This is a genomic window from Actinoplanes sp. NPDC051513 (assembly GCF_044454685.1).
Taxonomy (GTDB): Bacteria; Actinomycetota; Actinomycetes; order Mycobacteriales; family Micromonosporaceae; genus Actinoplanes.
On record NZ_JBITDW010000009.1, the window covers coordinates 222679 to 247687 of the forward strand.

The following is a 25009-nucleotide window of genomic DNA, read 5'->3' on the forward strand; positions in this document are numbered from 1 at the left end:
TTACGAGCGTCTAACCACAACTCTCACGGACCTAGAAGGATCGACATCAATAGATGTCTACTTCCTAATTCGTGGGAGGAAGTTCGTGAGAACCGCAATCGCGCTGGCCGGCGTCATCGCGCTGGCCGGCGGAGGGCTGGCGGCGACCGCCACAACCGCGTCCGCCGCACCGCCCGTCGCTCCGGAATCGTCGTTGATCGCCGCCGCCGGCCGGGCGCTCGCCCAGCACCCCGCCGCCGTCAGAACCTCGCCCCAGGACGCCTACCGGGTCTACAGCAGCAAGGCCGACGCCGCCGGACGCGGCGTGGTCCGCTACACCCGCACCTACGACGGCCTGCGCGTCTACGGCGGCGACCTGGTCGTCCGCGTCGACGCCAAGGGCACGTACACCGGCAGCTCGGTCGGCCTCGCCGCGCCGCTGTCGCTGAACACCACGCCCGCGGTCACCGCCGCCAAGGCCCGCCGGGCGGCCACCGCCGCGTTCACCGGCAAGGCGACGAGCACCGGCGACCCCGAGCTCTTCGTCGACGCCGGCCGCGGCGCCGGCGTGCTGTCCTGGGAGACCGTGGTCAGCGGCCGGCGGCCGGACGGGCAGACCCCGTCCCGCCTGCATGTCATCAGCGACGCCCGCACCGGCACGGTCACCGGCTCGTACGACGAGATCGAGACCGTCGCGGGCGCCGGCAACAGCATCTACGCCGGGCCGGTCGCGGTCGAGACGACGCTCTCGGACAGCGCCTACAGCCTCACCGATCCGGTACGCGGCAACGGCTACACCTGCGACATGAACAACCGGACGTCCGGGACGTGCGCCACATTCACCGATGCCGACAACGTCTGGGGCACGGGCGCGAACAGCGACCGCGCCTCGGCCGCCGTCGACGCCCACTTCGGGGCGGCCACGACGTTCGATTACTTCAAGAACGTGCACGGCCGCAACGGCATCTTCGGCACCGGCGCCGGCGTGCCGTCCCGGGTCCACTACGGCAACGCGTACGTCAACGCGTTCTGGGACGGCAGCCAGATGACCTACGGCGATGGCACCGGCAACGCGAAGCCGCTCGTCGCGCTGGACGTGGCCGGGCACGAGATGTCGCACGGCGTCACCGAGAACGTGGTGCCCGGCGGGCTCACCTATTCCGGCGAGCCGGGCGGCCTGAACGAGGCCACCAGCGACATCTTCGGCAGCATGGTGGAGTTCTACGCGGACAGCGCCGCCGACTCGGGCGACTACGACATCGGCGAGAAGATCGACATCAGGGGCAACGGCAGCCCGCTGCGGTACATGTACAACCCCACCCTCGACGGCTCGTCGCACGGCTGCTGGTCGAGCACCACCAAGAACGTCGACGTGCACTACTCGTCCGGCGTCGCCAACCACTTCTTCTTCGACCTCGCCGAGGGCACGGGCGTCACCCCGTACGGAACATCGCCTCTCTGCGGCGCGGCGGAGCCGGTCACCGGCATCGGCCGCGAGAAAGCCGCGGCGATCTGGTTCCGGGCCTTGGACAGCTACTTCGTCTCCAGCACCAGCTACGCCGCGGCGCGCGGCTACACCTTGTCGGCCGCCGCCGACCTGTACGGGTTCTGCGGCACCGAGTACAAGGCTGTGCGGGCCGCCTGGACCGCGGTGAACGTGGCCGGCGACGACTACTGCTCCACCGGCAACGACTTCGCCCTCACCCTGTCGGCGTCCACCGTGGCGGTCGACCCCGGCGCGTCGGTCACGCTGACCGCGAGCACCGCGCTGGTCAACGGCGAGGCCGAGGCGGTCACCTTCACGGCCGGCGCCACCCCCGCCGGCGTGACCGTGTCGTTCGAGCCGGCCACGGTCACCGCCGGCGAGTCCACCACGGTCACGGTCAGTGTGGCCGCCGGGGCGAGCCGCAGCAGCGCGCCGGTCACCATCACCGCCGCCGCCACGTCGATCACCCGGGCGGCGGCGCTCACCGTCGGCGTCAACAGCGCGCCCGGATGCGCGGGCAGCAACGGCGCCGACGTCGCCATCCCCGACAACACCACGGTGCAGAGCACCATCGCCCTCACCGACTGCGCCGCCACCCCCTCGACGGCCGCGGCGGTCGAGGTGCACATCGTCCACACCTACATCGGCGACCTCGTGGTCAGCCTGATCGCGCCGGACGGCACCGCCTACGTCCTGCACAACCGGGCCGGCGGCAGCACCGACAACATCAACCAGACCTACACCGTGAACCTGGCCGGCGAGGCGCCGGACGGCACCTGGACCTTGCGCGTCCAGGACGCCGCCTCGATCGACACCGGATATCTCGACAGCTGGGCGCTCTCGCTGTAATCGGAGAGCTCTGAGGTGTGGGGCAGCTCGCGAGACGCTGCCCCACGCCCGGCCTCGTCGCCGGCGGCCTCATGCATGGCATGTCGCATGCACGGCAGGACCGATGCCGGAATCGCCGGGCGCTGTCAGCCTCGGGAAACGCCGTCAGCCTTCGTCTGACGAGTGAGACACGAGGGGAATAACGACAAATGTCCGGAATCACCGGAAGGCACGCGCTGGTCCTCGGCGGCAGCATCGCCGGCCTCCTGGCCGCGCGCGTCCTGGCGGACCGCTACGGCGCCGTCACGATCGTCGAGAGAGACCGCCTGCCCACGGCGGCGACCCACCGGCGCGCGGTGTGCCGCACGGGCAGCACGTCCACGGCATGCTGCCCGGCGGTCTGCGGATCATCGAGGGCCTGCTGCCGGGCTTCACCGCGCAGGTGACCTCCGCCGGCGGCCTGACCGGCGACATCCTGGCCGACGTCCGCTGGTACCTCAACGGGCTGCCGCTGCGGCGCACGGCCACCGGACTGACCGCCCTGTCGGCCAGCCGGCCGCTGCTGGAGGGGACCATCCGGGAACGGGTGCGGGCCCTGCCCAACGTCAAGATCCTCGACGGGTACGACGTCACCGGCCTGTGCGCCTCGGACGACCGGGACCGGATCACCGGCGCCACCGTGGCGGACCGCGACGGTGGCGGCTCGCGCGTCGTGCCGGCGGACCTTGTCGTCGACGTCACCGGCCGCGGTTCCCGGACGCCGCGATGGCTGGCCGAGCTCGGCTACGACGCGCCGCCGGCCGACCGGGTCGCCATCGATCTGGCGTACACCTCGTGTCTGCTCACGACGCCGGACGAGCTCTTCGGCGACGACCTGATCGTCGTCTCACCCCGCTTCCCCGGGCAGCTGCGCAGCTCGGTGATGCAGCGCCTGGAGGGCGGGCGGGTCCTCATCACGCTCGCCGGGGTGCAGGGCGAGCGGCCCCCGGTCACCCACGACGAGCTCCCGGCGTACGCGCAGACGCTGGCCACGCCGGACACCTACGACGTCCTCCGCGCGGCGAAACCTCTCGGCGAACCGATGACGTTCCGGTTCCCGGCGTACGTGCGGTACCGCTACGACCACCTGCGGCGGTTCCCCGCCGGCCTGCTCGTCGCCGGCGACGCGACCTGTGGCTTCAACCCGGTGTACGGCCAGGGCATGTCCGTCGCGGCGATGAATGCCGCTGCCCTCGGCGACGAGCTGAGCCACGGTGGCGAGCCCGACCCGTACCGCTATTTCGGGGCCGTCGCCCAGAGCCTGGAGGCGCCGTGGCGGATGGCCGTCGGCGCCGACCTGGCGCTTCCCGGCGTGACCGGCCCGGCGCTGACGGCCTCTCCGCTCACACCGGACTATCTTCGCCGGTTGCAGTTGGCCGGGACGGAGGACGCCGACCTGGCCGCGGCCCTGCTGCGGGTGACCGGCCTGGTCGATCCGCCGCAGACCCTCCTGCGCCCGGAGATCGTCGAACGTGTGGACCGCGCTGCCTCGGCGGTCATCTCGGGATGAGCCTGTGGGCCGGCCGCATTTCGGTGCGGCCGGCCCTGCAGTCCTCAGGCTGCGACGAAGGTGTAGCTGCCGGACGGCAGCGCGTAGCTGCCCGGCCCCTGCGGCACTGCCTCGGCCGGAGGGGAGACCGATCCCGCGAGCCGCACGGTCGCGGTCGTGTTCGGTGGGATGACGACCCGCAGGGTCAGCGTGGCGCCGCTCCGGGTCCAGGACGAGCTCGCCGTCCCGTACGCGGTCTGGAGCGACGACGACGCGGCCGTGAGCGAGCCGCCGGGCCGGGGATCGATGAGCAGTTGCCGGTAGCCCGGCGCGGCCGGGCCGAGGCCCCCCACCCCGCGGTAGAGCCAGTCCCCGACCGAGCCGAGCCCGTAGTGGTTGAACGAGTTCATGCCGGGGTCCTGGAGCGAGCCGTCGGTGCGGATGCCGTCCCACCGCTCCCAGATCGTGGTGGCGCCGCGGGAGCTCATGTAGCCCCAGCCGGGATATCCCGGCTGCTGGAGGATCCGGTACGCGGTGTCGGCGTGCCCGTGGTCGGCCAGCACCGGCAACAGGTTCTCCACGCCCATGAAGCCCACCGACAGATGGCCGCCGCGGGCGTCCACTTTGGCCGCCAGCTTGTCGGCGACCGCCTGGTGCCGCGCGGACGGCACCAGGCCGAAGGCGAGCGCCAGCACGTACCCGGTCTGACTGTTGTTGCCCACGGTGCCATCGGCCGCCACGAAGCGTCCGGTGAACGCGGCCGCGATCTGGTCGGCCAGGGCGCCGTACGATGCGGCCTCGGCGGTCCGTCCGGTGGCCGCCGCCATCCGCGCGACCAGCCGCGCCGACCAGCCGAAGAACGCCGTGCTGGACACGTCGTTGGGCGTGCCGTCGTCGACGTTCAGCCAGTCGCCGAAGGTGTCCTGGTTGCGGATCAGATCGGCGCCCGCGGTCGACCGCAGGTAGTCCACGTACCGCGCCATGGCCGCGAAATGCTGGTCGACCACGGCGAGATCGCCGAAGCGCTGCCAGATCGTGTAGGGCACGATCACGCCCGCGTCCGCCCAGCCGGCCTTGCCGGCGCCGTCGATGACCGCCGGCGCCACGTCGGTGAACGCGCCGTCCGCCCGTTGCGCGTCCACCAGGTCGTCGACGAACTTGGTCAGCAGCCCGTGGGTGTCGAAGTTGAACGTCGACGTCGCGCCGAAAGCGGCGATGTCCCCGGTCCAGCCCAGCCGTTCGTCGCGCTGCGGGCAGTCGGTCTGGATCGAGAGCATGTTCGAGCGCGCGCCCCACAGGATGTTCTGCTGCAGCTGGTTCACCAAGGCGTCGCTGGAGGTGAACGTGCCGGTGGGGGAGGAAGCCGTCCAAGCCGCCAGCCCGGTGATGCTGTCGGCGGTGGGCGTGCCCGGGAATCCGGTGATCTCGACGTACCGGTAGCCGTGCACCGTGAAGTGCGGCTCGAAGACCTCGGGCGCGCCGGTCCCGGCCAGCGTGAAGGTGTCGGTGGCCTGGGCGGCGCGCAGGTTCGCGGTGTAGAGCGTGCCGTCCGCGTTGAGGATCTCGCCGTGCCGCAGGGTGACCTTCGTGCCGGCAGGCCCGGTCACCCGCAGCCGGTTCCAGCCGGCGAAGTTCTGGCCCATGTCCGCGATGAAGACGCCCGAAGCGGGCTGGGTGATCGAGCGTGGCCGGAACTCCTGCTGCACGGTGACGCCCGGATCGACCTGCGCCACCAGGTGTGGCAGCGGGGCGGTCCGGATCGTCACCGGCACCCCGGCGGCGCCGCCGATCCGGGCGTCCTGGTCCTCGCCGTGGTAGAGGTCGTCGGCGACGATCACGCTCGGCGCCGCGGTCCAGCTTCCATCGGTACGCACCTCCGCGCGTGCCGTCGGCGTACTCGATGGCGAGCTTGGCCGAATACCAGGGTGAGGCGCCGTAGCGCTGACTCCCGGCAAAGCCGATGTTGCCGGAGTACCAGCCGTTGCCGAGCAGCGCGCCGAGAGTGTTGCCGCCGGTGCGAAGCCGCGCGGTCACGTCGTACTCGCGGTACTGCAGGCGTTTGTTGTAATCGGTCCAGCCGGGCGCCAGCCGTTCCTCGCTCACCTTCGCGCCGTTCAGATAGGTCTCGTGCAGGCCCAGCGCGGTGGCGAACAGCCTGGCCCGGGCGACCGGCTTTCCGACATCAAAACCCTTGCTCACGTACGGCGTGGGGTTCGTGACCGAGACCTGGTTGCCCCACGGGCCCCCGCCGAGCGTGGCGGTCGCGACGGCGGCCGGCCACGCCGCATCGTTGAAGCCGGGCTGCTCCCAGCCGGACGGTCCGCTGGTCGAAGCCTTCCACGAGCCGTCGGTGACGACCGCGCCGAGTTTGGCGATCACGCCGGCCGGGCTCGCGGTGGTGTTGGTGGCCGCGATCGCCAGCGTGTTGCCGCCGGCGCGGGTGGGAACGGTGACGGTGGTGGCGCGTTTCCACGAGTCGGTGACCCGCCGGGAAGCGCTGACCTTCGCGCCGTTGAGCCACACGTCGGCGGTGTCGTCGCCGGTCACCACCAGCGCCGCCGTCCCGGCCGCGGCCAGGTCGAACGTGCGCCGGAAGTAGCGGGTGGCGGCCGGTGCGGAGGTGGCCGGGTCGCCCTCGGGATACCAGATCCACGAGGCGCCCGTGAGGTTCGCGTTTGCCGGCGCGCCGACGAAGCTCGCCTGCCACTCGGTGGCCGGGTCGAACAGCCCGGTGTCGAAGGTGGCCGGCGCGCTCCACGGGCTGAGCCGTCCCTGCGCGTCCCCGATCCGTACCCGCCAGTGGTAGGTCCGGTTGCTGATCAGCGCCGGTCCGCCGTAGGAGACGTCCACGCTCTGAGCCGAGGCGACCTGTCCGCTGTCCCACACGTCGGCCGCTCCGGGCGAGGTGCCGACGGTGATCTGATAGCGGCCCTGCATCGGGGCGTTGGCGGTGACCGCGAGGCGCCAGCCGAACCGCGGTCTGGCGGCGTCGACGCCGACTGGGTTGGTGCGGCGCTCGGTGGTCAGCCCGGTCACGGTGACCGGCGAGGCGGCGGTGACATCGGGCGCGGCGACGTTGCGCGCCCACGGCCCGGCGCCGTACGCGCCCAGGTCGCGGGCCGCCACCCAGGTCTCGGGGATGCCGGTCGCCGCCTGCCACGCGCCGTCGGTGACCAGGTCGGCCGTGCCCGCCGCGGAGGCGACCCGGAGATGGCCGAGAAGCCCGGCCGGCCCGGCGCTGGTGTTGCGCACGGCGACGCGCAGGGTGTTGCCGCCGGGCCGCAGCGCCGCGGCCAGGTCGACGTAGCGGGCCTGGCGCCACGCGTCGGTGACCCGGGCCGAGCCGGCCAGGTAGGTGTCGTTGAGCCACACGTCCACCGTGTCGTCGCCGGTGACGACCAGCTGGGCGTCGGTGTACGGGCCGGCCGGCGCGGTGAAGACGCGGCGCAGGTAGCGGGTGGCGGCCGGAGCGGACTGGACCGGATCGCCCTCCGGGTACCAGATCCAGTGCGCGGCGTCGAGGCCGGTGGGCGCGGCGGCGATCGCGGGGGTGCCGAGGACGGTGAGGGCGGTGATGATCGTCGCGAACGCGGCGACCAGGCGTTTTACGGCCATCCTGTTTCTCCTCGTAGGGAGCGAGGTATTGACACGTTTCAATGTGAAACGTGATTACAGGCTAGGTCCGGGCGTGTGATCGTTTCAACGCGAAGCGGGCAGGATTGCCCTTTCGGGCCGGATGCTCTTGAAGGCTTAGACACCTTCTCGGCCGAAAGACCCGCACGCCGGGCCGGCTGATCCTCTGGCCGACCATCTGCCTGGCGATCCTCGCGGCCGGGTTCGTCACCGGCCTCGTGCGGCTCGCCCGCGACGTCACCCTGCCGCAATGGTCGGCGAAGGCCGCCCGGATCGTCACCGTCCCACTGCTGCTCCTGGTGCTGGCCGAGGGCCTGCCCGACCTCGCGCACGTCAACGAGCCCGCCCAGCCGCACGTGTGTGCCCGGGCCGCGTGTGTGCCCCGCCGCGCGGCGCGTGGCCGGGTCACGAGACCGGGCCCAGCGTCCGGCGCAGCCACGCCAGCCGGGCCTGCCGCGCCTCGAGCGACAGGGCGGCCTCGGGAACCATCCCGTCGAAGCCGTGGAAGCCGCCCGGCCACACGTGCAGCTCGGCCTGCCCGCCGGCGGCCCAGATCCGGCCGGCGTAGGCGACGTCCTCGTCGCGGAACGTCTCGGCCGAGCCGACGTCCGCATAGGCCGGTGCGAGCCCACTCAGGTCCTCTGCCCGGGCCGGCGCCGCGTAGGGCGAGACATCCGGCCCGCCGCGCGCGTTGCCGAGCAGGGCGTCCCAGCCGAACTCGTTGAACTCCCGGTCCCAGACGCCGAGGCCGGCCATCTGCCGGGCCGACAGCGAGTCGTTTCGGTCGTCCAGCATCGGGCAGATCAGCATCTGTCCCGCCAATGACGGGCCGCCACGATCCCGCGCCAGCAGGGCGACCGCCGCGGCCAGACCACCGCCGGCGCTGACCCCGCCCACGACGATGCGGGTGGCATCGATCTCCGGAGCGGCCGAGGCAGCGAGAAGCCCCCGGTAGCAGTCCTCGACCGGGATCGGATGCGGGTGTTCCGGAGCCAGGCGGTAGTCGACCGACACCGCGACCATGCCGAGCTCGTCCGCCCAGTCGAGAATCGGCGGCAGGTCGGTGCGCGGGTTGCCGGCCACCATGCCGCCGCCGTGGATGAAGTAGAGCGCCGGTCCCGGCCGGGTCAGCCCGGCCGGGACACAGAACAGCAGATCGCCCTCCTCGCGCAGCCGGAATGCGCCGTCGCGGGCGAGGGCGTCGAGGGAAGGCGGCTCGCGCCCGGGCACCGGCCGCCGCATGGCGGCGAGGTCCGGGTGGGCGGGCCGCGCCGCCCGGATGGCAGGCAGCGCGGCGCCGAGCTCGGCATCGAAGGGCGGTGGTGTCAGCGTCATGCCGTAATGGTGACGTCGATGTCGCCGTCGTGCGGGATGCGCAACACATGGACGCGCCGCGTCGCGTCGGCCAGATACGTGCGCGTGGAGGTGGAGATGGTGGCCCGGCGGGCGACGCCCCAGCTGATGGCGATGGTCGCCCCGGCCCGGCGCAGCACCAAGCCGTCGGCCGTTGCCGTAACCGTGGAGTTGTAGGCGACCGGCGTGCCGTCGGTGAAGGCGACCGTGTCGGAGGGCCGCAGCACGAGCGGGATCTGCTCGGTCGCGGCGGTCGTCGCGCGCACGGTCCGCCTTACCGAACGGTCGGTCAGGGTGAGCGCGGTGGTCACTCTCGCGTCGGGCGTGCGGTAGTCGACCCGGTCCTTCCCGTACGCGGCCACGAGGTTCCCCGCGGAATCGGGGTTCCCGCCGGTGGGCACCGTGCCCCAGCACCCGGTCGTGGTCTGCTGGGCGTGGATGACCGTGCCGGCGACCGGATGCCAGAAGAACCCGGTTCCGCCCTTGACCGTGGTCGAGGCGCGATCGCCGAAGAACGCGCCGAAGTAGTAGCCGGGCTTGCGGACGAACAGGTAGTCCTGGTTGGTCACGCTGTCGCGGCGCAGCTCCCAGAAGCGCCGCGACCGCAGGTAGGGCAGCCGCGCGATGGCGGCCCGCTTGACCAGCGCGGGCGGCAGCATCTCGGGGTACGTCGCGTGGGTGATGATGCGCGGCGAGGTGTCCTGCTTGGCCAGCACCGGCACTGGGCCGGGAAGCGCTGCCCACTGCGCGCGGGCCGCCGCTTTGCCCTCCCGCGAGGTGTAGAAGGCGGCGAGCGCCGGGACGACCGGGATGAACGATGTGCCGAGGGTCTGCCGGTCGGTGTCGCCGATGACGTCGTCGTAGTCCGAGGCGGCCGTGCGCGCGGAGACCGCGTAGTAGGTGAGCCAGCCGCTGCCGTCCGGCTCGCGCAGCATCACGTGGCCGAACCAGTCGGCGAACCGCCGGGCCATCGCGGCGGCGACCGGGCTCGCGGTGAGCCGGAAGTACTCGGCCAGCTCCGGCAGCATGACCTCGAAGTTGTAGTTGACGTCCATGCCGGTCGGCTCGTAGAAGAAGCCGGCCGGGCTCTGGCCGTGCCGGGACAGGTAGAGCGTCCGCTCGGCCAGCCGCGCCCGCAGCGCCGGATCGCTGAACTGGGTCAGCGCGAGCGCCGATCCCGCCAGCCCGGCCGTGACCTGGTTGGCGTAGTGCACCGGGGGCGTCCAGATCGCGTTGCCGGGATTCAGGAGCCAGCCCATCGCCGTACGCAGAGCGGTGGTGATCTGGGTTTGCCGCTGCGGCAACACGCCCGCCTGGCGCAGGTTTCGCAGGGTCTTGGCCAGGTAGCCGATGCCGAAACCGGTCGGCGCCAGGCCGTGCTCGTCCACGTTGTACTCGGGGAACGAGCCGTCCGGATGCTGCAGGTAGAGGTAGTGCCCGATGGCGGCGTCGAGCGCGGCCAGCAGCGCCTTGTCGTGAAAGTACGGGTTCCAGCGGCGGGACGACGCGTAGAACCAGCTCAGCGTGAAGACGTGCTCCTGCACCCGTGCGTTGGTCGGCCCGCTCGGCGTGCGCCACCAGCCGCCGCCGAAGTGCCCGTAGAGCGCCGGATCGTCGGTGTCGTTGATGTCGTCGACCAGCGGGGCGAGCGTGGCCAGATAGGGCGCGAAGCGCTGCTCGGCCGGGGCGAAGGCGTGCCGGTCGGGGGCCACCGGATCGAGGTCCGTCAGGGGTGGCAGGGCGGCGCGGGCGGGGTCGGCGATCAGCAGGGGAGAGGCGGCGGCGCCGGCCGCGGCGGCGAAGAGAGTTCGACGAGCAACCATGCGTCGAAGTTTCGGCAGCGTTACCGAGGGGGTCAAGATGATAATACGAATTAGTTCGCTGCTAATACCTATTAGTCCTTGACTTCACCTTCCACGCCGCCACACCATGTGAGCCACACGCAGCTAATGCGTATCAGCGCAGCACAACGAGGGGGTCCGGTGGCGCGACGCGTGACCCAGCAGGACATCGCCCGGATGACCGGAGTCAGCCAGGCCACGGTGTCGCTGGTGCTCAACGGGCGGGACGACGGCGACGTGCGGATAGCGCCCGAGACCCGCGACCGGGTGCTCGAGGCCATCCGCCGTACGGGCTATGTGGCCGACCCGATCGCCCGCCGGCTCGCCGCCCGGCACAACCGCATCCTCGGCGTCTTCACGTACGAGTCGGTGTTTCCGGCCGGGACGGGCGACTTCTACCACCCGTTCCTGGTCGGAATCGAGGAGTGCGCCGAGCGAATCGGCTGCGACCTGCTGCTGTTCACCAGCGCCCCGGTGGTCGACGGCCGCCGCCGCATCTTCCACCAGGACAACCGGCTGCGGCTGGCCGACGGCTGCATCCTGCTCGGACAGTGGCTCGACTCGGCCGAGCTGGCCCGCCTGGTCGCCGAGGGCCCGGCGTTCGTCAGCGTCGGCCGGCGCGACGACGCCGGCGGCCCGGTGCCCTACGTCGGCGCCGACTACCCGGGCGCGACCGCCGCCCAGGTGCGCGCGGCGGTCGAGCGCGGCCACCGGCGGCTGGTCTACGTGGGGGAGGGGACGACCGGCCCGGAGTCGCACGCCGACCGCATGCGCGGCTTCACCGGCGCGGCCGCCGAGACCGGGGCGGAAATCCGTCATCTGCCGCTGCCCAACCTGGACGCGATCGTCGCCGAGGCGAGGACCTGTGTCTTCGTGGAGGAGTTCGCCGACGGGGTCGCGCTGGCTCAGCAGGCGGCCGAGTGGGGACTGCGGGTGCCGGAGGACCTGTCGATCGTGGCGCTGGGCGATCCGACCCGGCCGGCCGCGACCGACATCGACTTCACCGGCTTCCGTATCCCGCGCAAGGAGATGGGCTGGCAGGCCGTCGAGGTGCTCTCCGCCCTGCTGGAAGCCGGCGGTCCATCGGGTGGCGCCGGCGTTCCGGGTGGCGCCGGTCTTCCGGGTGGCGCCGGCCTGCCGGTGGGCGCCGGCCCGGTGGCGACGCAACGGATCCTGCCGTGCGAGCCGGTGGCCGGGACGACGCTGGCGGTGGCCCGTGCGTGAGCTGCATGCGGACGTCGTCGTCATCGGGGGCGGCCTGGGCGGGGTGGCGGCCGCGCTGGCGGCGCTGCGGGCCGGGCGGTCGGTGCTGCTGACCGAGGAGTACGCGTGGCTGGGCGGCCAGCTGACCAGCCAGGCGGTGCCGCCGGACGAGCACAGCTGGGTCGAGCAGTTCGGGGTGACGGCGAGCTATCGGGCGCTGCGGGACGGGATCCGGGCCTACTACCGGTCACACTTTCCGCTGACCGACCGGGCACGCCGGGAACGGTGGCTGAACCCCGGCGCCGGGCATGTCAGCCGGCTGTGCCACGAGCCGCGGGTCGCGGTCGCCGTGCTTCAGTCGATGCTGGCGCCATACCAGGCTTCGGGCCTGCTGACCGTGCTGCAGCCGGCGACACCGGTCGCCGCCTCGACCGACGACGACCGCGTGACCTCGGTGACCGTCCGCTCCCGAAGTGGCGACGTCGTGCTGACCGGGCCGTACATCCTGGACGCGACCGAGACCGGCGAGCTGCTCCCGCTGACCGGCACGGAGTACGTCACCGGGTTCGAGAGTCGCGCGGAGACCGGCGAGCCGAGCGCGCCCGACATCGCCGACCCGATGAACATGCAGGCGTTCTCGGTCTGCTTCGCGGTCGACCACGTGGACGGGAACCACACGATCGACCGCCCGGCCTCGTACGACTTCTGGCGCGACTACCAGCCCCCGTTCTGGGGCGCCAAGATGCTCTCCTGGCAGACGCCGAACCCGCGCACGCTCGAGCTGTCCACCCGCAGCTTCACCCCGAACCCGGACGACGACCCGTGGCTGGTGCAGGCCGACCAGCGACGCAACCCGGGCGACGGGAACCTGTGGACGTTCCGCCGTATCGCAGCCCGCCGCAACTTCGCCGACGGCTTCTACGCCAGCGACATCTGCCTGGTCAACTGGCCGATGATCGACTACTTCGAGGCGCCGATCGTCGACGTGAGCGACGCCGCGACGCATATCGAGAAGGCCCGGGAGCTGTCCCGCTCGGTCCTGTACTGGCTCCAGACCGAGGCGCCGCGCCCCGACGGCGGCACCGGCTTCCCCGGACTGCGGCTGCGTGGCGATGTCACCGGCGGCGGCGACGGCCTGGCCATGGCCCCGTACATCCGCGAGGGCCGCCGCATCCGCGCCGAGTACACCATCGCCGAACAGGACCTCTCCCTCGAGGTGCGGGGCGACAAGGGCGCCGTCTCGCACGCCGACTCGATCGGCGTCGGCATGTACCGCATCGACCTGCACCCGTCGACCGGCGGTGACAACTACATCGACGTGGGCTCCTGCCCTTTTGAGATCCCGCTCGGCGCGCTGCTGCCGCAGCGCGTCGAGAACCTCCTGCCGGCCGGCAAGAACATCGGCACCACCCACATCACCAACGGATCCCACCGGCTGCACCCGGTCGAGTGGAACACCGGCGAGGTGGCGGGCGCGCTCGCCGCCTTCTGCCTGGACCGCGGCTGCGACCCCCGCGCGGTCCGCAACACCCCGGCCCTGCTGGCCGACTTCCAGGAACGCCTTGTCTCCGACGGCGTCGAGCTGCGCTGGCCCGACGTCAGCGGCTACTGAAAGGACTTCTCCCATGCGTTTGAGAGCGGCCTTCGCCGCCATAGCCCTGCTCGGTACCGTGGCCGCCTGCGGCGGCGGTGGCGACGAGAGCGCTGATGGCCCGGTCACCCTGCGGATGACCACGTGGTCGGCGAACGAGGCGCACGTGAAGCTGTTCAACGACATCGCAGCCGAGTACAAGCAGACCCACCCCGACGTGACCGTGCAGTTCGACGCGCTGCCGGTCGACACCTACACGACGACGGTGACCACGCAGATCGCCGGCGGCAACGCGCCCGACCTGGCCTGGATCCTCGAAGGCGCGGCGCCCGACTTCGTCTCCTCCGGGGCGCTCGTCCCGCTGGACGACTCGATCGAGAACCCGTCCGAGCTCGCCCCGGCCGCGACCGCGTTGTGGAGGCAGGACGGCAAGCTCATCGCGTACCCGTTCTCGACCTCGCCTTTCGGGGTTTTCGTCAACACCGACCTGCTCGCGAAGGCGGGCCAGAAGCTGCCCGCCGGCGCGGAATGGACGTGGGACAACGCCATCGCCGTGGCCACCGCGACCGCGGCCAAGACCGGTAAGCAGGGCCTGGTCCCGCGCGACTTCGACTACAAGGACTGGACCAACCTCGCGCCCATCTTCGACGGCTGGGGCGCCCAGGCCTGGTCGGACGACGGCAAGACGTGCGGCTTCGACCAGCAGCCGATGGTCGACGCGATGACCTTCATCCACCAGGCGATCTTCACGAAGAAGGCCATTCCCGGCCCCGGTGTCGCGGCCGACTTCTTCGCCGGCGAGTCCGCGATGACCATCACCCAGATCTCCCGGGCCTCGCTGCTCAAGGACGCCAAGTTCAAGTGGGACCTGGTGCCGCTGCCGGCCGGGCCCAAGGGCAAGTACTCGGTCATCGGCCAGGGCGGCGTGGGCGTGCTCAAGCAGGGCAAGCACGCCGACGCGGCCAAGGAGTTCCTGAAGTTCTTCACCAACGACGCCAACTCGGCCAAGCTCGCCCAGTTCTTCCCGCCGCCGCGCACCCCGCAGCTCACCGCCGACACCCTGGCCAAGTCCAACCCGCTGCTCAGCGCCGACCAGCTGCAGACCGTGGTGATCGACGGCATCTCCGCCGGGGTGGTCAAGCCCAGCCACGCGAACAGCGCTCAGATCGGTCAGGCGGTGCGCTCGGCGCTCGATCCGATGTGGAAGGCGGACGCGGACGTGCCCACCGTGCTCAAGGGCGTGTGCGGCGCGATCCAGCCGCTGCTGGTGAAATGACCGCTCGCTTTTGGACGCTGCGGCGCCGGGACAAGCTGACCGCGTACCTCTTCATCGCCCCGCAGCTGGCCGGCGCCGCCGCCTTCGTGCTCGTTCCGCTCGTGCTGGTCTTCTGGTACAGCCTGCACGAGTGGAACGTGCTCGCGAACACGTTCACCTTCAGCGGCGCCGACAACTACCGGCAGCTTCTCGACGACCCCAACGTCCCCAAGGTGTTGCGGGCGACGCTGTTCTTCTCGGCCGGTCTGGTGGTCCTGAACCTGTCGCTGGCGCTGCTGCTGGCCGTGCTGCTCAACCAGAAGCTGCGCGGCACCACCTTCTTCCGGGTGCTGTTCTTCTCGCCGGTGGTGGTGTCGCTGGTCGCCTGGACCATCGTGTGGCGGTTCATGTTGCAGGACAACGGCGGCATCAACTCGTTCCTCGACCTCGCCGGCATCGACGGCCCGAACTGGCTGCGCTCCGGCGGCACCGCGATGGCGGCGGTGATCGTGGTGCAGGTCCTCAAGAACGTCGGGCTCAACATGGTGCTGTTCCTGGCGGCGCTGCAGGGCGTGCCGCAGGAGCTGTACGAGGCGGCCCGCACCGACGGCGCGGGGGCGTGGACCGTCTTCCGCCGCATCACGCTCCCGCTGATCAGCCCGACCATCCTGCTCACCTCGGTCATCACGGTGGTCGGGTCGCTGCAGGTCTTCGCGCAGATCGCGGTGCTCACCGAGGGCGGGCCGGGCACGTCCACCACGGTGCTCGTCTACTACCTCTACCAGCAGGCGTTCCAGTTCCACGCCTTCGGCTACGGCGCCACCCTGTCCGTCCTGCTGTTCCTGATCGTGCTCGTCCTGACCGTCGTCCAGTGGCAGCTGCGCAAGAGGTGGGTCTTCCATGAGAGCTAAGACCTTCGCGTACGGGCTTCTGCTCGTCCTCTGCGTGCCGTTCGTCTTCCCGACCTGGTGGATGGTGACCAGCTCGCTCAAGCCGAACGCCGACATCTTCGGCCGCAACCTGTGGCCGCGGCACATCTCGTTCTCGGCCTGGCACGACGTGTTCACCATGCAGCCGTTCGCGCGGCAGTACGTCAACAGCGCGTACATCGCCATCGTGGTCACCCTCGGCACGCTGGTGGTGGCGTCGATGGCCGGGTACGCGTTCGCCCGCATCCGCTTCCGGGGCCAGAACGTGCTGTTCCTGGTGGTGCTGACCGGCCTGCTCATCCCCAGCGAGGTGACGATCGTCCCGCTGTTCCGCATGTTCAACTCGCTCGGCCTGATCAACACCCACTGGCCGCTGATCCTCGTCCCGATCTTCGGCGCCCCCAGCGTGCTGGCCACCTTCATCATGCGGCAGTTCTTCGTCACGCTGCCGGTCGAGCTGGAGGAGGCGGCCCGCATGGATGGCCTGGGCCGTCCCGCCATCTTCCGCCGGATCGCGCTGCCGCTCGCCCGTCCCGCCCTCGGCGCGGTCGCCATCTTCACGTTCCTGACCAGCTGGAATCTCTACCTCGAGCCGATCGTCTACCTGTCCAGCAAGTCGATGTTCACGCTGCCGCAGGCGCTGACCCAGTTCACCGACCCGTACCAGGGCCAGCTGTGGAACGTGCAGCTCTCGGCGGCGTCGATGACCGCGATCCCGGTGCTGATCGTCTTCGTCATCGCCCAGCGCCAGTTCATCGAGGGCCTCGCCCACACCGGCCTCAAGGGGTGAGCTGGTCAGCGCCGGCGGACCACGGCCAGGCCGCCGCGAGCCGGCGCCACCGCGATGCCGCGGCTGTGCGAGCGCTCCGGCCGGTCGGTGGTGGGCTCGAGGACGAAGTCGCGCAGCACGGTGCGAAGGACGACCCGCATCTCGAGCGAGGCGAACGCGGCGCCGATGCAGCGGCGCACGCCACCGCCGAACGGGATCCAGCCGTACGTGTCCGCGCGCGGCCCGGCGAACCGATCGGGGTCGAAGCGCCCGGGATCGGGGAACAGCGTCTCGTCGTCGTGCAGCAGCGCGATGCAGGCGGTGACGACGGTGCGGCGGGGGAGGGTCCACCGTCCGATGTGGAGCACATCGGCGCGTACCTGCCGGGCGGTTATCTCGATGACGGGCCGGACCCGCTGCACCTCCATGAGGGTCGCGTCGAGGAGGTCGTCGTCACCGGCGACAAGCTGGTCCAGCACCCGAGGATGGCGGCGCAACCGCTCGACCGCCCACGCCAGCGTCGTGGCCGTGGTCTCGTGCCCGGCCGTGAGCAGGGTCAGGAGCTGGTCGGCGATCTGATCGCGGGACATCGGGGAGCCGTCGTCGTACCGGGACTGCACGAGCATGGCGAGAATGTCGTCCCGGTCGGCGAGGCGTGGATCGCCTTCCGCCCGGTCGATGAGCCGGTCGACGACCTCGTCGTACCGTCGCCGGTAGCGGTCGAAGCGCGCGCCGGGCCCGTACCCGCCGAGGTCGCGGCGCAGGACGGGCAGCACCGCCAGCACCGAGCCGAGCTTGACCGCCCTCGGCAGCAGCTCGCGCAGCTCGTCGAGCTCGGTCCCCTCGGCGCCGAAGACGGCCCGCAGGATGACGTTGAGCGTGATGCGCATCGTCGAGGGCATGACCGGAAATGCCCGGCCCTCCGGCCACGACTTCGTCTCGCGCGCTGTCTCGCTTTCGACGATCGACTCGTACGCCCGCAGGCGGCGCCCGTGGAACGGCGGGGTGAGCAGTTTGCGCTGCCGGCGGTGCTCGTCGCCGGTGATGGCGAAGAACGATCCCGGCCCGAGCACCGAGCCGAGGTTCGCGTCGGGGGTGTCGGCCAGCTCGGGGCTGGTCTGGAACAGCTCGCGCACCTCGGCGGGATCCGCCAGCATCACCATCCGGCCCAGGTTGAGCGACTCGACGGTGAAGGCGGACCCGTACCGGCGGCGCAGCCGTCGCATCGTGTCGCGCCGGGAGATCGCGAAGCCCAGCGCCTGCACCAGGCGAGGCGTGTTCGGGCCGTCCGGCAGGACCGCGTGGGCCGTGGTTGTCGCTGTCATCGCCACCCCTCCGCTGGTACGTTTGCGTACCACCACACGGTACGTTCGCGTACCAGCCGCGCACAAGGCCGTCATCAGGTATTAGCGTGTGCAGCGTGACGACCACTGACGTGGATACCTCGCATCGCCGGCGGCTGCTCGAGGGCCTGGCGGCGTGCATCCGCGCCCGCGGGTACGCGGACACGACGGTGGCCGGCATCGTCCGGGAGGCGCGCACCTCCCGGCGTACGTTCTATGCGCATTTCGCCGACCGCCAGGAGTGCCTGGTCGCCCTGCTGCACGAGAGCAACCAGCGCACGATCGCCCGGATCGTCGCGACGGTCGACCCGGTCGCGGCCTGGGAGGCGCAGGCGCGCCAGGCGATCGAGGGCTGGATCGCCGCCGTCCAGGCCGACCCGCCGATCACCCTGAGCTGGATCCGCGACGTGCCGGCGCTCGGACAGGGCCGTGCCCGCCAGTTCCAGCGCTCGACGATGCGCTCCTACGTCCGGTTGATCCAGGACCTCACCGACACCCCGCACCTGCGCGCCGCCGGGGTGCGGCCGCCGTCCGAGCAGATCGCGATCATCCTGCTCGGCGGCCTCCGCGAGTTGATCGCCACCGCGGTGGAGGACGGCCACGACGTCGCCACGATCGTCGCTCCCGCCGTGGAGGCGACCCAAGCGCTGCTGGGCCCGCGCACCTGACACGAGGGAGCTCACCATCATGGCCGACTACCCACGCGGCTTGTCCGCGTTTTCGCTCGAAGGCAAGAAAGCCCTGGTCACCGGCGGCAATCGCGGTCTCGGGTACGCGTTCGCCCGGGCCCTGGCCGACAGTGGCGCCACGGTCGCGTTCGTCGGCCGCAGCGCCGAGGCCAACGAGGCGGCGATCGGCCGCCTGACGGGCGACGGCATTCACGCGTACGGCATCAGCGCCGACCTGACGGTGGACGGCGAAGCCGATCGGGCGGTCGATCGGGCCGCCGAAACCCTGGGTGGCCTGGACATCGTGGTGAACAACGCCGGCATCTGCTTCCACAACCCGGCCTGGGACGCCACCGACGACGAATGGCAGCAGGTCTTCGACCTCAACGTCCGGGCGGTCTGGAAGGTCAGCCTCGCCGCCGGCCGCCACCTGCGGGCCACCGGCGGCGGTGCGATCGTCAACATCGGCTCCATCTCCGGGCTGATCGTCAACCGCCCGCAGGCGCAGGCGCCCTACAACGCCTCCAAGGCCGCCGTGCACCAGCTGACCAAGTCCCTGGCCGCCGAATGGGCGCCGTACAACATCCGCGTCAACGCGGTCGCGCCCGGCTATGTGAAGACCGAGATGGCGCCGGTGGACCGCCCCGAGCTGCGCCGGATGTGGATCGAGGACGCCCCGCAGCAGCGTTACGCGATGCCCGAGGAGATCGCTCCGACCGTCGTCTACCTCTGCTCACCGGCGGCGGCTTTCGTCACCGGTTCCGTCCTGGTGATCGACGGGGGCTACACCGTCTACTGACCGGGCGTATCGGATACCTCCTCCTTTCGGACATGTCCGGAATTATCCGATCTTGTTAGTGTTGGGGTGGGCGCAAGAAGCGCCGGTACCGGCGGAAGAAGGACCCCCCCATGACCCAGGATCGCCGCAACGCCCTGCGCTCGACTCCGGATCGCCGCCGGAGCGAACCCGGTGGCCCGCGTCGATTGCCCTTGGTCAGCGTCGTCATCCCCACGCTGAACGAGGAGCTGAACCTGCCGCACGTGTTCGGCGCGCTGCCGGCCGGGCTGCACGAGGTCGTCCTCGTCGACGGCGGTTCGGTCGACAACACCGTGGCGGTCGCGCGTCAACTGCGCCCGGACGTCGTCGTGGTGCGGCAGACCCGGACCGGCAAGGGCAACGCCCTGGCCAGCGGCTTCGCCGCCTGCACCGGCGACGCCATCGTGATGATCGACGCGGACGGCTCGACGGACCCCGCCGAGATCCACCGCTTCGTCGAGGCGTTGATCAACGGTGCCGAGTTCGCCAAGGGCTCCCGCTTCGGCGAGGGCGGGCACAGCCACGACATCACCCCGCTGCGGCGGGCCGGCAACATGGGCCTCAACCTGTTCGTCAATCAGCTGTTCGGGACCAAGTTCACCGACCTGTGCTACGGCTACAACGCGTTCTGGCGGCGCGCGGTGCCGGTCATGGATCTGCCCTCGACCGAGCTGCCGGCCCCTGCCGACGGGCGCAAGCTGTGGGGCGACGGCTTCGAGATCGAAACCCTGATCAACATTCGGGTCGCCGCCGCCGGCATGCGGGTGAGGGAGGTGTCCAGCATCGAGCACCTGCGCATCCACGGCATGAGCAACCTCAACACGTTCCGCGACGGCGCCCGGGTGTTGCGCACCATCCTCAGCGAGTTCCGCCGCCGTGGCGCCCTGCGCCGCGCGGAGGCGAAGACCGAGGCGCTCACCCGCGCCGCGAACGCCGGCCGAGTCGTCCCGGTGCTGGCCGTCCCCGGCGGCAAGTGGTACGGGACCGTGGACGCGCTGCTGACCGCCGAGACCCAGGTCCCGCGCGCCGTCTAGCGCAGCGAGCCGGTGGCGTCGGAGGCGAGGCCGATCAGCCACGGTCCGAGGGTGCCGCCGAGAGTGCCGGCCATCACCCGGACGGCGCCCCGGCGCCGCGCCGGACGGCGACCGCCGGCCGTCCCGGGTAGGCCGTCACCTGCCGGGTCTGCTCGGCACGGGCTCCGATCATGTGGGTACTCCCTTTTTGGTAAACGGCGTTTCGCTGGAGGAAACAGTCGGGTGCGGCCGGGTATCCGACATCGGACAACACGCAAGGTCCGATCTGGTTGCTCGCGGTCGGCCGGTCGTGCATGTTGTAGGCGGGCCGTCACCGACGCGGAGGGGCTGGGGCTGTGGGCGAGGAAGTGAAGCTTCGCTTGTACGAGGACGGAGCAGACGGTGAACGGCTCGACGAGCTGACCGGCCTCCTCCGCCAGGAGCTGCTTCAGCTCGACGTGGAAGACGTGAGTCCGCTGCCGGGCGGTGCGGCTCCGCCGGGCTCTCGAGCGTTCGACGTGGCGATGGTCGGTGGGCTCCTGGTCACGCTCAGCCAATCGGCGGAACGTCTGGGGCCGGTTGTCCAGGCCGTCCGGAACTGGCTGGGGCGCGGGCAGAACACCCGCCGGACGGTCCGGCTCGAGATCGGCGGCGACGTGCTGGAGCTGTCCGAGGCGACCGAGGCCGACCAGCAGCGGCTGATCGATCTGTTCGTCACCAGGCATGGTGCGGTGGCGGACCGGGACCAATGAGATGAGCGGCCGGCGGAAGGCCCTGATCGTCGCGAACGATGTTTACGATCACGCCGGTCTCGAGCGCCTGCTGGCGCCCGGCGCCGATGCCCAAGCGCTGGCCACGGTCCTCGGCGACGCTCAGATCGGCGCCTTCGAGGTGCGGGTCGTCCGCAACGAGCCGGCACACGTCATCCAGGGCGAGATCGAGGACCTGTTCGCCGAGAGCCGGGCCGACGACGTGCTCCTGCTGCACTTCTCGTGCCATGGGCTGAAGAGCGAGTCCGGCGAGCTGTTCTTCGCCGCCCGCAACACCCGCCCGAACCGGCTCGGCTCCACGGCGGTCGCCGCCGACTTCGTCCAGCGGTGCATGCGGTCGAGCCGGTCGCGTAGCATCGTCCTGCTGCTGGACTGCTGCTACGGCGGCGCGTTCAGCCGGGGCGTGACGGTGCGGGCGGCGGGCGACGTCAACGTGCTCGACAGCTTCCCCGGCGGGCGGCTGGGCAGCGGACGCGGCCGGGCGGTGATCACCGCGTCGAGCGCCATGGAGTACGCCTTCGAGGGTGACCAACTCGCCGACGACCAGGGCCGCCGGCCGTCGGTCTTCACCTCCGCCCTGGTGGAAGGCCTGGCAACCGGCGACGCCGACCGCGACCAGGACGGATGGGTCTCGCTCAACGAGCTTTACGAGTACGTCTTCGACCGGGTCCGCGAGCAGAACCCACATCAGACGCCGACCCGTGACGTGGAGATGCAGGGCGAGCTCTACCTCGCCCGCCGAAGCCGCCCGGTCACCGCCCCCGCGTCGCTGCCGCCCGAGCTGCAAGGGGTGATCGACCATCCGCTCGCCCACATCCGCGCCGGCGCGGTCCAGGAGCTCGCCCGCCTGCAGCGAGGCGGGCATGCGGGCCTGGCGCTGGCCGCGAGGCTCACGCTCGAGCGCCTCGTCGACGACGACAGCCGCATGGTGTCGGCGGCGGCAGCGTCGGCTCTGGCGGCCGTCGAACACGATGCGGGCGCGTCGGCCGGGGCGCCGGCCGGAGCCGTACCGCCGCCGGCCGTCGCGGTGCCTCGCGACCCCGCGGTCGAGGCGAAATGGCCGGGCGGCGACCGGACTGACACGCGAGGACCGGCCGAGTTGCCTTCGATGAGCCTGCAACGGTCATTGCTGGCTCTGATCCGCGGAAAGACCGGGAATTCAGCATCGACAACAGAGCTGTGGGACGTGAACGCTCTGCGGCTCAGGCACCGGCTCGAATACTCGGAACCGCTGGAAGACGTAGCGCTGGACCGGGACGCCAAGTGGCTGGCCGCCTCCTGCGCCGAGGACAACAAGCTGGTGCTGTGGGATGCCGAACGTGGCCGGCTTCGGCACACGCTCAAGCTGCCCCACCCGCCCGACGGGTTCTGTTTTGCTCCGGAGGTCGCTGCGATCATTGCCGGCGGCGAGGGCCGCGATGCCCTGACGGTCTGGGACCTCGAGACCGGCCGCCTTCGCCATTCTCTCGCGCATGACGGCCCGATCGACAACTGGCGGCTGAGCCCGGACGGCGTCTGCGTCGCTGCGCTCCGCAAGGCGGACCACACCGTACGCCTGTGGGATCTGTCGACCGGCGTGGTCCGTTGCGACCTGTCACTCGACCCGCAGGTCGACTGGTGGAACTTCAGCCCGGACGGGCAATGGATCGACGCCGGGGGAAAGGATTGCGAGACGAAGCTGTGGGACGTCGCGAGCGGGCGGCCCGGTGACGCCTTCTTCCAAGGCCCGCTTCTGCATCCGGAATTCTCCGAGGACGGCGGCCTGGTTGCCACTCAGCGTGCCTATGCGGAGTCGGGTGGCATTTGGCTCTGGGACCTGAAGACCAGACGTCTCCTTCGCACGCTGAAGTTGAAGGAGCATGCATACGACATTTCCTTCAGCCCGGCGAATGACCTGCTGGCCACCGGCTTCTACGAATCGGAAGCAAAGATCTGGAATGTCTCGACCGGGCGGGTGATCCGGTCCATCACCGCCGTGTCGAGCTTCACGGGACTGAAGTTCAGTCCCGATGGGAAATGGCTCACCGCCGGCTGCTACAGCCGATCGTCGGTTTTCGTCTGGGATGTCTCCACCGGTGGGCTGCGTTACGAGATTCCCTTCGGGGACACCAAGAACTCGGTCTTCTACGACTTCAGCCCGGACGGTCGCTGGTTGGCCGGCCACGCCTACGGCCACGATCGGTTGCACGTCTGGAACCTCGCCACGGGCGCCGACCGTACGCTGAGCCACCGCGAGATCCTCAGTCAGGAATTCAGCGATGACAGCCGATGGCTGATCACCCTGGGCGACGACGTCCACAAGATCTGGGCGCTCTGAGCCGCCCGGCCGGTCACCTTCCTGGGATGAGGACGTCCGGCCTCGCCGCGCCAATGCTGAGGGGATGGCTGAAGGCACCGGTGAGGGCTCTGGTCTGGGCGGTCGGCAGCGGCGGCTGGCGCTCCTCCTCGCCGCGGCGATGTTCGTGCTCGTCGTCGACACGTCGCTGATGAACGTCTCGATCGCGGCGGTGGTGCGCGATCTCGACACCACCACGAGCGGCGTGCAGTCCGCGATCGCCCTGGAAGCGCTGGTGTCGGCCGCGTTCATCCTGATCGGCGGGAAGGTCGGCGACCTCATCGGACGCAAGCGCGCGTACGTGCTCGGCCTGCTCGGCTACGCCGTCGGCGCGCTGGCGATGACGATGGCACAGAGCCTGACCGTGGTCATCATCTTCTGGGCCCTGATCGGTGGGATCGGCGCGTCGCTGCTCCTGCCGTCCATGCAGTCGCTCATCCACGGCAATTTCCAGGGAGCGGCGCAGCGCCGGGTCTACGCCCTGGTCGGAGCGGCGGCGGCGATCGCGGCCGCGGTGGGGCCGCTGCTCGGGGGCTTCATCACCACCTACCTGTCCTGGCGGGTCGGGTTCGGGCTGGAGGTCGTCATCATCGCGGGCGTGCTGTCCGGCATCGGGCTCGTCCGCAACGTGCCCTACACGGGACCGCGCGTCATCGACATCGTCGGCTCGATCCTGTCGGTCGTCGGCATGGGCGGCGTCGTGCTCGGCATCCTGGTGTGGCAGGAGGGCGGCGAGGCGGTTCTTCTGCTCGTGGCGCTCGGTGTGGCGGCGCTGGCCGGACTGGCGTACTGGCTGGTGCGGCGCAAGCGCGCGGGCAAGCCGCACCTGCTGGACCCGGCCCTGTTCAAGTCGGCGATGTTCCGGGTGGGAATCTCCCAGCAGTTGCTGCAGCAGATCGCCCTGGGTGGCTTGATGATCGCGTTGCCGATCTACCTGCAGATGGTGCTGGAGTACAGCGCCATGCTGGCGGGCCTGTCGCTCGCGCCGCTGTCGCTGAGCATGTTCGTGGTGGCCCTTCTGGTCGGCAAGAGGGCCGGACGGCGGCGCCCGGCCGACATCGTCGGCACCGGATTCCTGCTCGTCAGCATCGGGGTCGCCGTGCTGATCCCGATCGTGCCCCGGGCGGAGTTCGGCTGGGCCCTGCTGATTCCGCTGGCGATCGCCGGGTCGGGGCTGGGCCTGCTGGTGTCGCAGCTCAACGACTACACGCTCTCGCCGATCTCGGAGGAACGGGTGAGCGAGGCCGCCGCCGTGAACTCGGCGGGTGGCTCGTTCGGCCTGTCCTTCGGGCTGGCGTTCGCCGGCGCCATCATGCTGGCGACGCTTTCCTTCTCGTTCACCGACAAGGCCGAGGCGAGCAGCGTCCTCTCACCCGCCCAGCAGACCCAGGTGGCGCAGGTGCTGGAGGAGAACGCGGAGGTGATGACCAACACCCACCTCGACGAGCTGCTGGCCGATCAGACCCCGGAGGTGCGGGCCGAGATCATCCGCATCAACACGGAGGCCCGGCCGGTGGCCCTGCAGATCGCGCTGCTCATTCCGCTTCTCGCCGCCCTGCTGGGACTCCTGAACTACATCCGCATGAGGCGCCTGCCCGACCCCGAGCGGGCGAACAAGGACGGCATAGTCCTGGGCTGATTGATGCAGGGCAGGTCGCCCGTCGCTCA

Annotated in this window: 20 protein-coding genes and 1 pseudogene; 16 read left to right on the forward strand and 5 right to left on the reverse strand. The window is 70.8% G+C overall.

Annotation, left to right across the window (positions count from 1 at the left end; translation table 11 throughout):
* Window positions 1-85: 85 nt before the first annotated feature.
* Together ACIA5D_RS28400 and ACIA5D_RS28405 are read left to right on the forward strand one after the other, a co-directional pair.
* A complete protein-coding gene (locus ACIA5D_RS28400) occupies window positions 86-2314 on the forward strand; it encodes a M4 family metallopeptidase (protein WP_396033314.1) in 2229 nt (742 codons plus the stop codon).
* 337 nt (window positions 2315-2651) lie between these two features.
* Window positions 2652-3842 (forward strand): FAD-binding monooxygenase, encoded by a 1191-nt coding sequence (locus tag ACIA5D_RS28405; protein WP_396033315.1) that lies wholly within the window; start codon window positions 2652-2654, stop codon window positions 3840-3842.
* 44 nt (window positions 3843-3886) lie between these two features.
* Here the strand turns inward: ACIA5D_RS28405 and ACIA5D_RS28410 are convergent, their stop codons facing one another.
* Both ACIA5D_RS28410 and ACIA5D_RS28415 read right to left on the reverse strand, forming a co-directional pair.
* Window positions 3887-5695: a family 78 glycoside hydrolase catalytic domain gene (locus tag ACIA5D_RS28410; RefSeq protein WP_396033316.1), complete on the reverse strand. Its 1809-nt coding sequence runs from the start codon at window positions 5693-5695 to the stop codon at window positions 3887-3889.
* Window positions 5696-5759: 64 nt separating this feature from the next.
* Window positions 5760-6020, reverse strand: a pseudogene (locus tag ACIA5D_RS28415) (alpha-L-rhamnosidase N-terminal domain-containing protein); the annotation flags it as partial.
* Between the two features lie 16 nt (window positions 6021-6036).
* On the opposite strand from ACIA5D_RS28415, the gene ACIA5D_RS28420 reads away from it, so the two are divergent.
* From ACIA5D_RS28420 to ACIA5D_RS28430, 3 genes are all read left to right on the forward strand, one after another.
* A complete protein-coding gene (locus tag ACIA5D_RS28420) occupies window positions 6037-6420 on the forward strand; it encodes a hypothetical protein (RefSeq protein WP_396033317.1) in 384 nt (127 codons plus the stop codon).
* A 63-nt stretch (window positions 6421-6483) separates the two neighbouring features.
* Window positions 6484-6627 (forward strand): hypothetical protein, encoded by a 144-nt coding sequence (locus ACIA5D_RS28425; protein WP_396033318.1) that lies wholly within the window; start codon window positions 6484-6486, stop codon window positions 6625-6627.
* A gap of 144 nt (window positions 6628-6771) precedes the next feature.
* Window positions 6772-7128, forward strand: a complete 357-nt coding sequence (locus ACIA5D_RS28430; protein WP_396033319.1) for a hypothetical protein — start codon at window positions 6772-6774, stop codon at window positions 7126-7128.
* A gap of 731 nt (window positions 7129-7859) precedes the next feature.
* Here the strand turns inward: ACIA5D_RS28430 and ACIA5D_RS28435 are convergent.
* Window positions 7860-8789 (reverse strand): alpha/beta hydrolase, encoded by a 930-nt coding sequence (locus ACIA5D_RS28435; protein ID WP_396033320.1) that lies wholly within the window; start codon window positions 8787-8789, stop codon window positions 7860-7862.
* Complete coding sequence (locus ACIA5D_RS28440) at window positions 8786-10630, reverse strand: hypothetical protein (protein WP_396033322.1); 1845 nt, start codon at window positions 10628-10630, stop codon at window positions 8786-8788. Before ACIA5D_RS28440 ends, ACIA5D_RS28435 begins: the two co-directional genes overlap by 4 nt.
* A gap of 159 nt (window positions 10631-10789) precedes the next feature.
* On the opposite strand from ACIA5D_RS28440, the gene ACIA5D_RS28445 reads away from it, so the two are divergent.
* From ACIA5D_RS28445 to ACIA5D_RS28465, 5 genes are read left to right on the forward strand one after another with little or no spacing between them, the layout of a single operon-like run.
* Window positions 10790-11872: a LacI family DNA-binding transcriptional regulator gene (locus ACIA5D_RS28445; protein WP_396033323.1), complete on the forward strand. Its 1083-nt coding sequence runs from the start codon at window positions 10790-10792 to the stop codon at window positions 11870-11872.
* Entirely contained in the window at window positions 11865-13463 is a 1599-nt protein-coding gene (locus tag ACIA5D_RS28450; RefSeq protein ID WP_396033324.1) for an FAD-dependent oxidoreductase, read from the forward strand. The genes ACIA5D_RS28445 and ACIA5D_RS28450 overlap by 8 nt, the downstream gene beginning before the upstream one ends.
* Before the next feature lie 13 nt (window positions 13464-13476).
* Window positions 13477-14718, forward strand: a complete 1242-nt coding sequence (locus tag ACIA5D_RS28455) for an ABC transporter substrate-binding protein (protein ID WP_396033325.1) — start codon at window positions 13477-13479, stop codon at window positions 14716-14718.
* Window positions 14715-15608: a carbohydrate ABC transporter permease gene (locus ACIA5D_RS28460; protein WP_396033326.1), complete on the forward strand. Its 894-nt coding sequence runs from the start codon at window positions 14715-14717 to the stop codon at window positions 15606-15608. The genes ACIA5D_RS28455 and ACIA5D_RS28460 overlap by 4 nt, the downstream gene beginning before the upstream one ends.
* Window positions 15598-16416 carry a carbohydrate ABC transporter permease gene (locus ACIA5D_RS28465; RefSeq protein WP_396033328.1) on the forward strand — a complete coding sequence of 273 codons (819 nt, stop codon included), beginning with the start codon at window positions 15598-15600 and terminating at the stop codon, window positions 16414-16416. Before ACIA5D_RS28460 ends, ACIA5D_RS28465 begins: the two co-directional genes overlap by 11 nt.
* Window positions 16417-16421: 5 nt before the next feature.
* Here ACIA5D_RS28465 and ACIA5D_RS28470 read toward each other — a convergent pair whose 3' ends face one another.
* Window positions 16422-17720: a cytochrome P450 gene (locus ACIA5D_RS28470; RefSeq protein WP_396033329.1), complete on the reverse strand. Its 1299-nt coding sequence runs from the start codon at window positions 17718-17720 to the stop codon at window positions 16422-16424.
* Window positions 17721-17815: 95 nt separating this feature from the next.
* Between ACIA5D_RS28470 and ACIA5D_RS28475 the strand changes: the two genes are divergently transcribed.
* The 6 genes from ACIA5D_RS28475 to ACIA5D_RS28500 all read left to right on the forward strand — a co-directional run bounded on the left by ACIA5D_RS28475 (window position 17816) and on the right by ACIA5D_RS28500 (window position 24980).
* Entirely contained in the window at window positions 17816-18406 is a 591-nt protein-coding gene (locus ACIA5D_RS28475; RefSeq protein ID WP_396033330.1) for a TetR/AcrR family transcriptional regulator, read from the forward strand.
* A 19-nt stretch (window positions 18407-18425) separates the two neighbouring features.
* Window positions 18426-19205, forward strand: coding sequence for an SDR family NAD(P)-dependent oxidoreductase (locus ACIA5D_RS28480; RefSeq protein WP_396033331.1), 780 nt, complete (start codon window positions 18426-18428; stop codon window positions 19203-19205).
* Between the two features lie 110 nt (window positions 19206-19315).
* Window positions 19316-20257: a glycosyltransferase family 2 protein gene (locus tag ACIA5D_RS28485; protein ID WP_396033332.1), complete on the forward strand. Its 942-nt coding sequence runs from the start codon at window positions 19316-19318 to the stop codon at window positions 20255-20257.
* Window positions 20258-20604: 347 nt separating this feature from the next.
* Window positions 20605-20988: a hypothetical protein gene (locus ACIA5D_RS28490; RefSeq protein WP_396033333.1), complete on the forward strand. Its 384-nt coding sequence runs from the start codon at window positions 20605-20607 to the stop codon at window positions 20986-20988.
* 1 nt (window position 20989) lies between these two features.
* On the forward strand, window positions 20990-23323 hold the full coding sequence (locus tag ACIA5D_RS28495; RefSeq protein ID WP_396033334.1) for a caspase family protein: 2334 nt from the start codon (window positions 20990-20992) through the stop codon (window positions 23321-23323).
* Between the two features lie 64 nt (window positions 23324-23387).
* Complete coding sequence (locus tag ACIA5D_RS28500; RefSeq protein ID WP_396033335.1) at window positions 23388-24980, forward strand: MFS transporter; 1593 nt, start codon at window positions 23388-23390, stop codon at window positions 24978-24980.
* Window positions 24981-25009 lie beyond the last annotated feature (29 nt).

Coding starts and splice junctions, on each gene's coding strand:
- ACIA5D_RS28455 (WP_396033325.1), top strand. CDS start 13,477: ATGCGTTTGAGAGCGGCCTTCGCCGCCATAGCCCTGCTCGGTACCGTG.
- ACIA5D_RS28440 (WP_396033322.1), bottom strand. CDS start 10,630: ATGGTTGCTCGTCGAACTCTCTTCGCCGCCGCGGCCGGCGCCGCCGCC.
- ACIA5D_RS28435 (WP_396033320.1), bottom strand. CDS start 8,789: ATGACGCTGACACCACCGCCCTTCGATGCCGAGCTCGGCGCCGCGCTG.
- ACIA5D_RS28460 (WP_396033326.1), top strand. CDS start 14,715: ATGACCGCTCGCTTTTGGACGCTGCGGCGCCGGGACAAGCTGACCGCG.
- ACIA5D_RS28500 (WP_396033335.1), top strand. CDS start 23,388: ATGGCTGAAGGCACCGGTGAGGGCTCTGGTCTGGGCGGTCGGCAGCGG.
- ACIA5D_RS28495 (WP_396033334.1), top strand. CDS start 20,990: ATGAGCGGCCGGCGGAAGGCCCTGATCGTCGCGAACGATGTTTACGAT.
- ACIA5D_RS28465 (WP_396033328.1), top strand. CDS start 15,598: ATGAGAGCTAAGACCTTCGCGTACGGGCTTCTGCTCGTCCTCTGCGTG.
- ACIA5D_RS28485 (WP_396033332.1), top strand. CDS start 19,316: ATGACCCAGGATCGCCGCAACGCCCTGCGCTCGACTCCGGATCGCCGC.
- ACIA5D_RS28480 (WP_396033331.1), top strand. CDS start 18,426: ATGGCCGACTACCCACGCGGCTTGTCCGCGTTTTCGCTCGAAGGCAAG.
- ACIA5D_RS28470 (WP_396033329.1), bottom strand. CDS start 17,720: ATGACAGCGACAACCACGGCCCACGCGGTCCTGCCGGACGGCCCGAAC.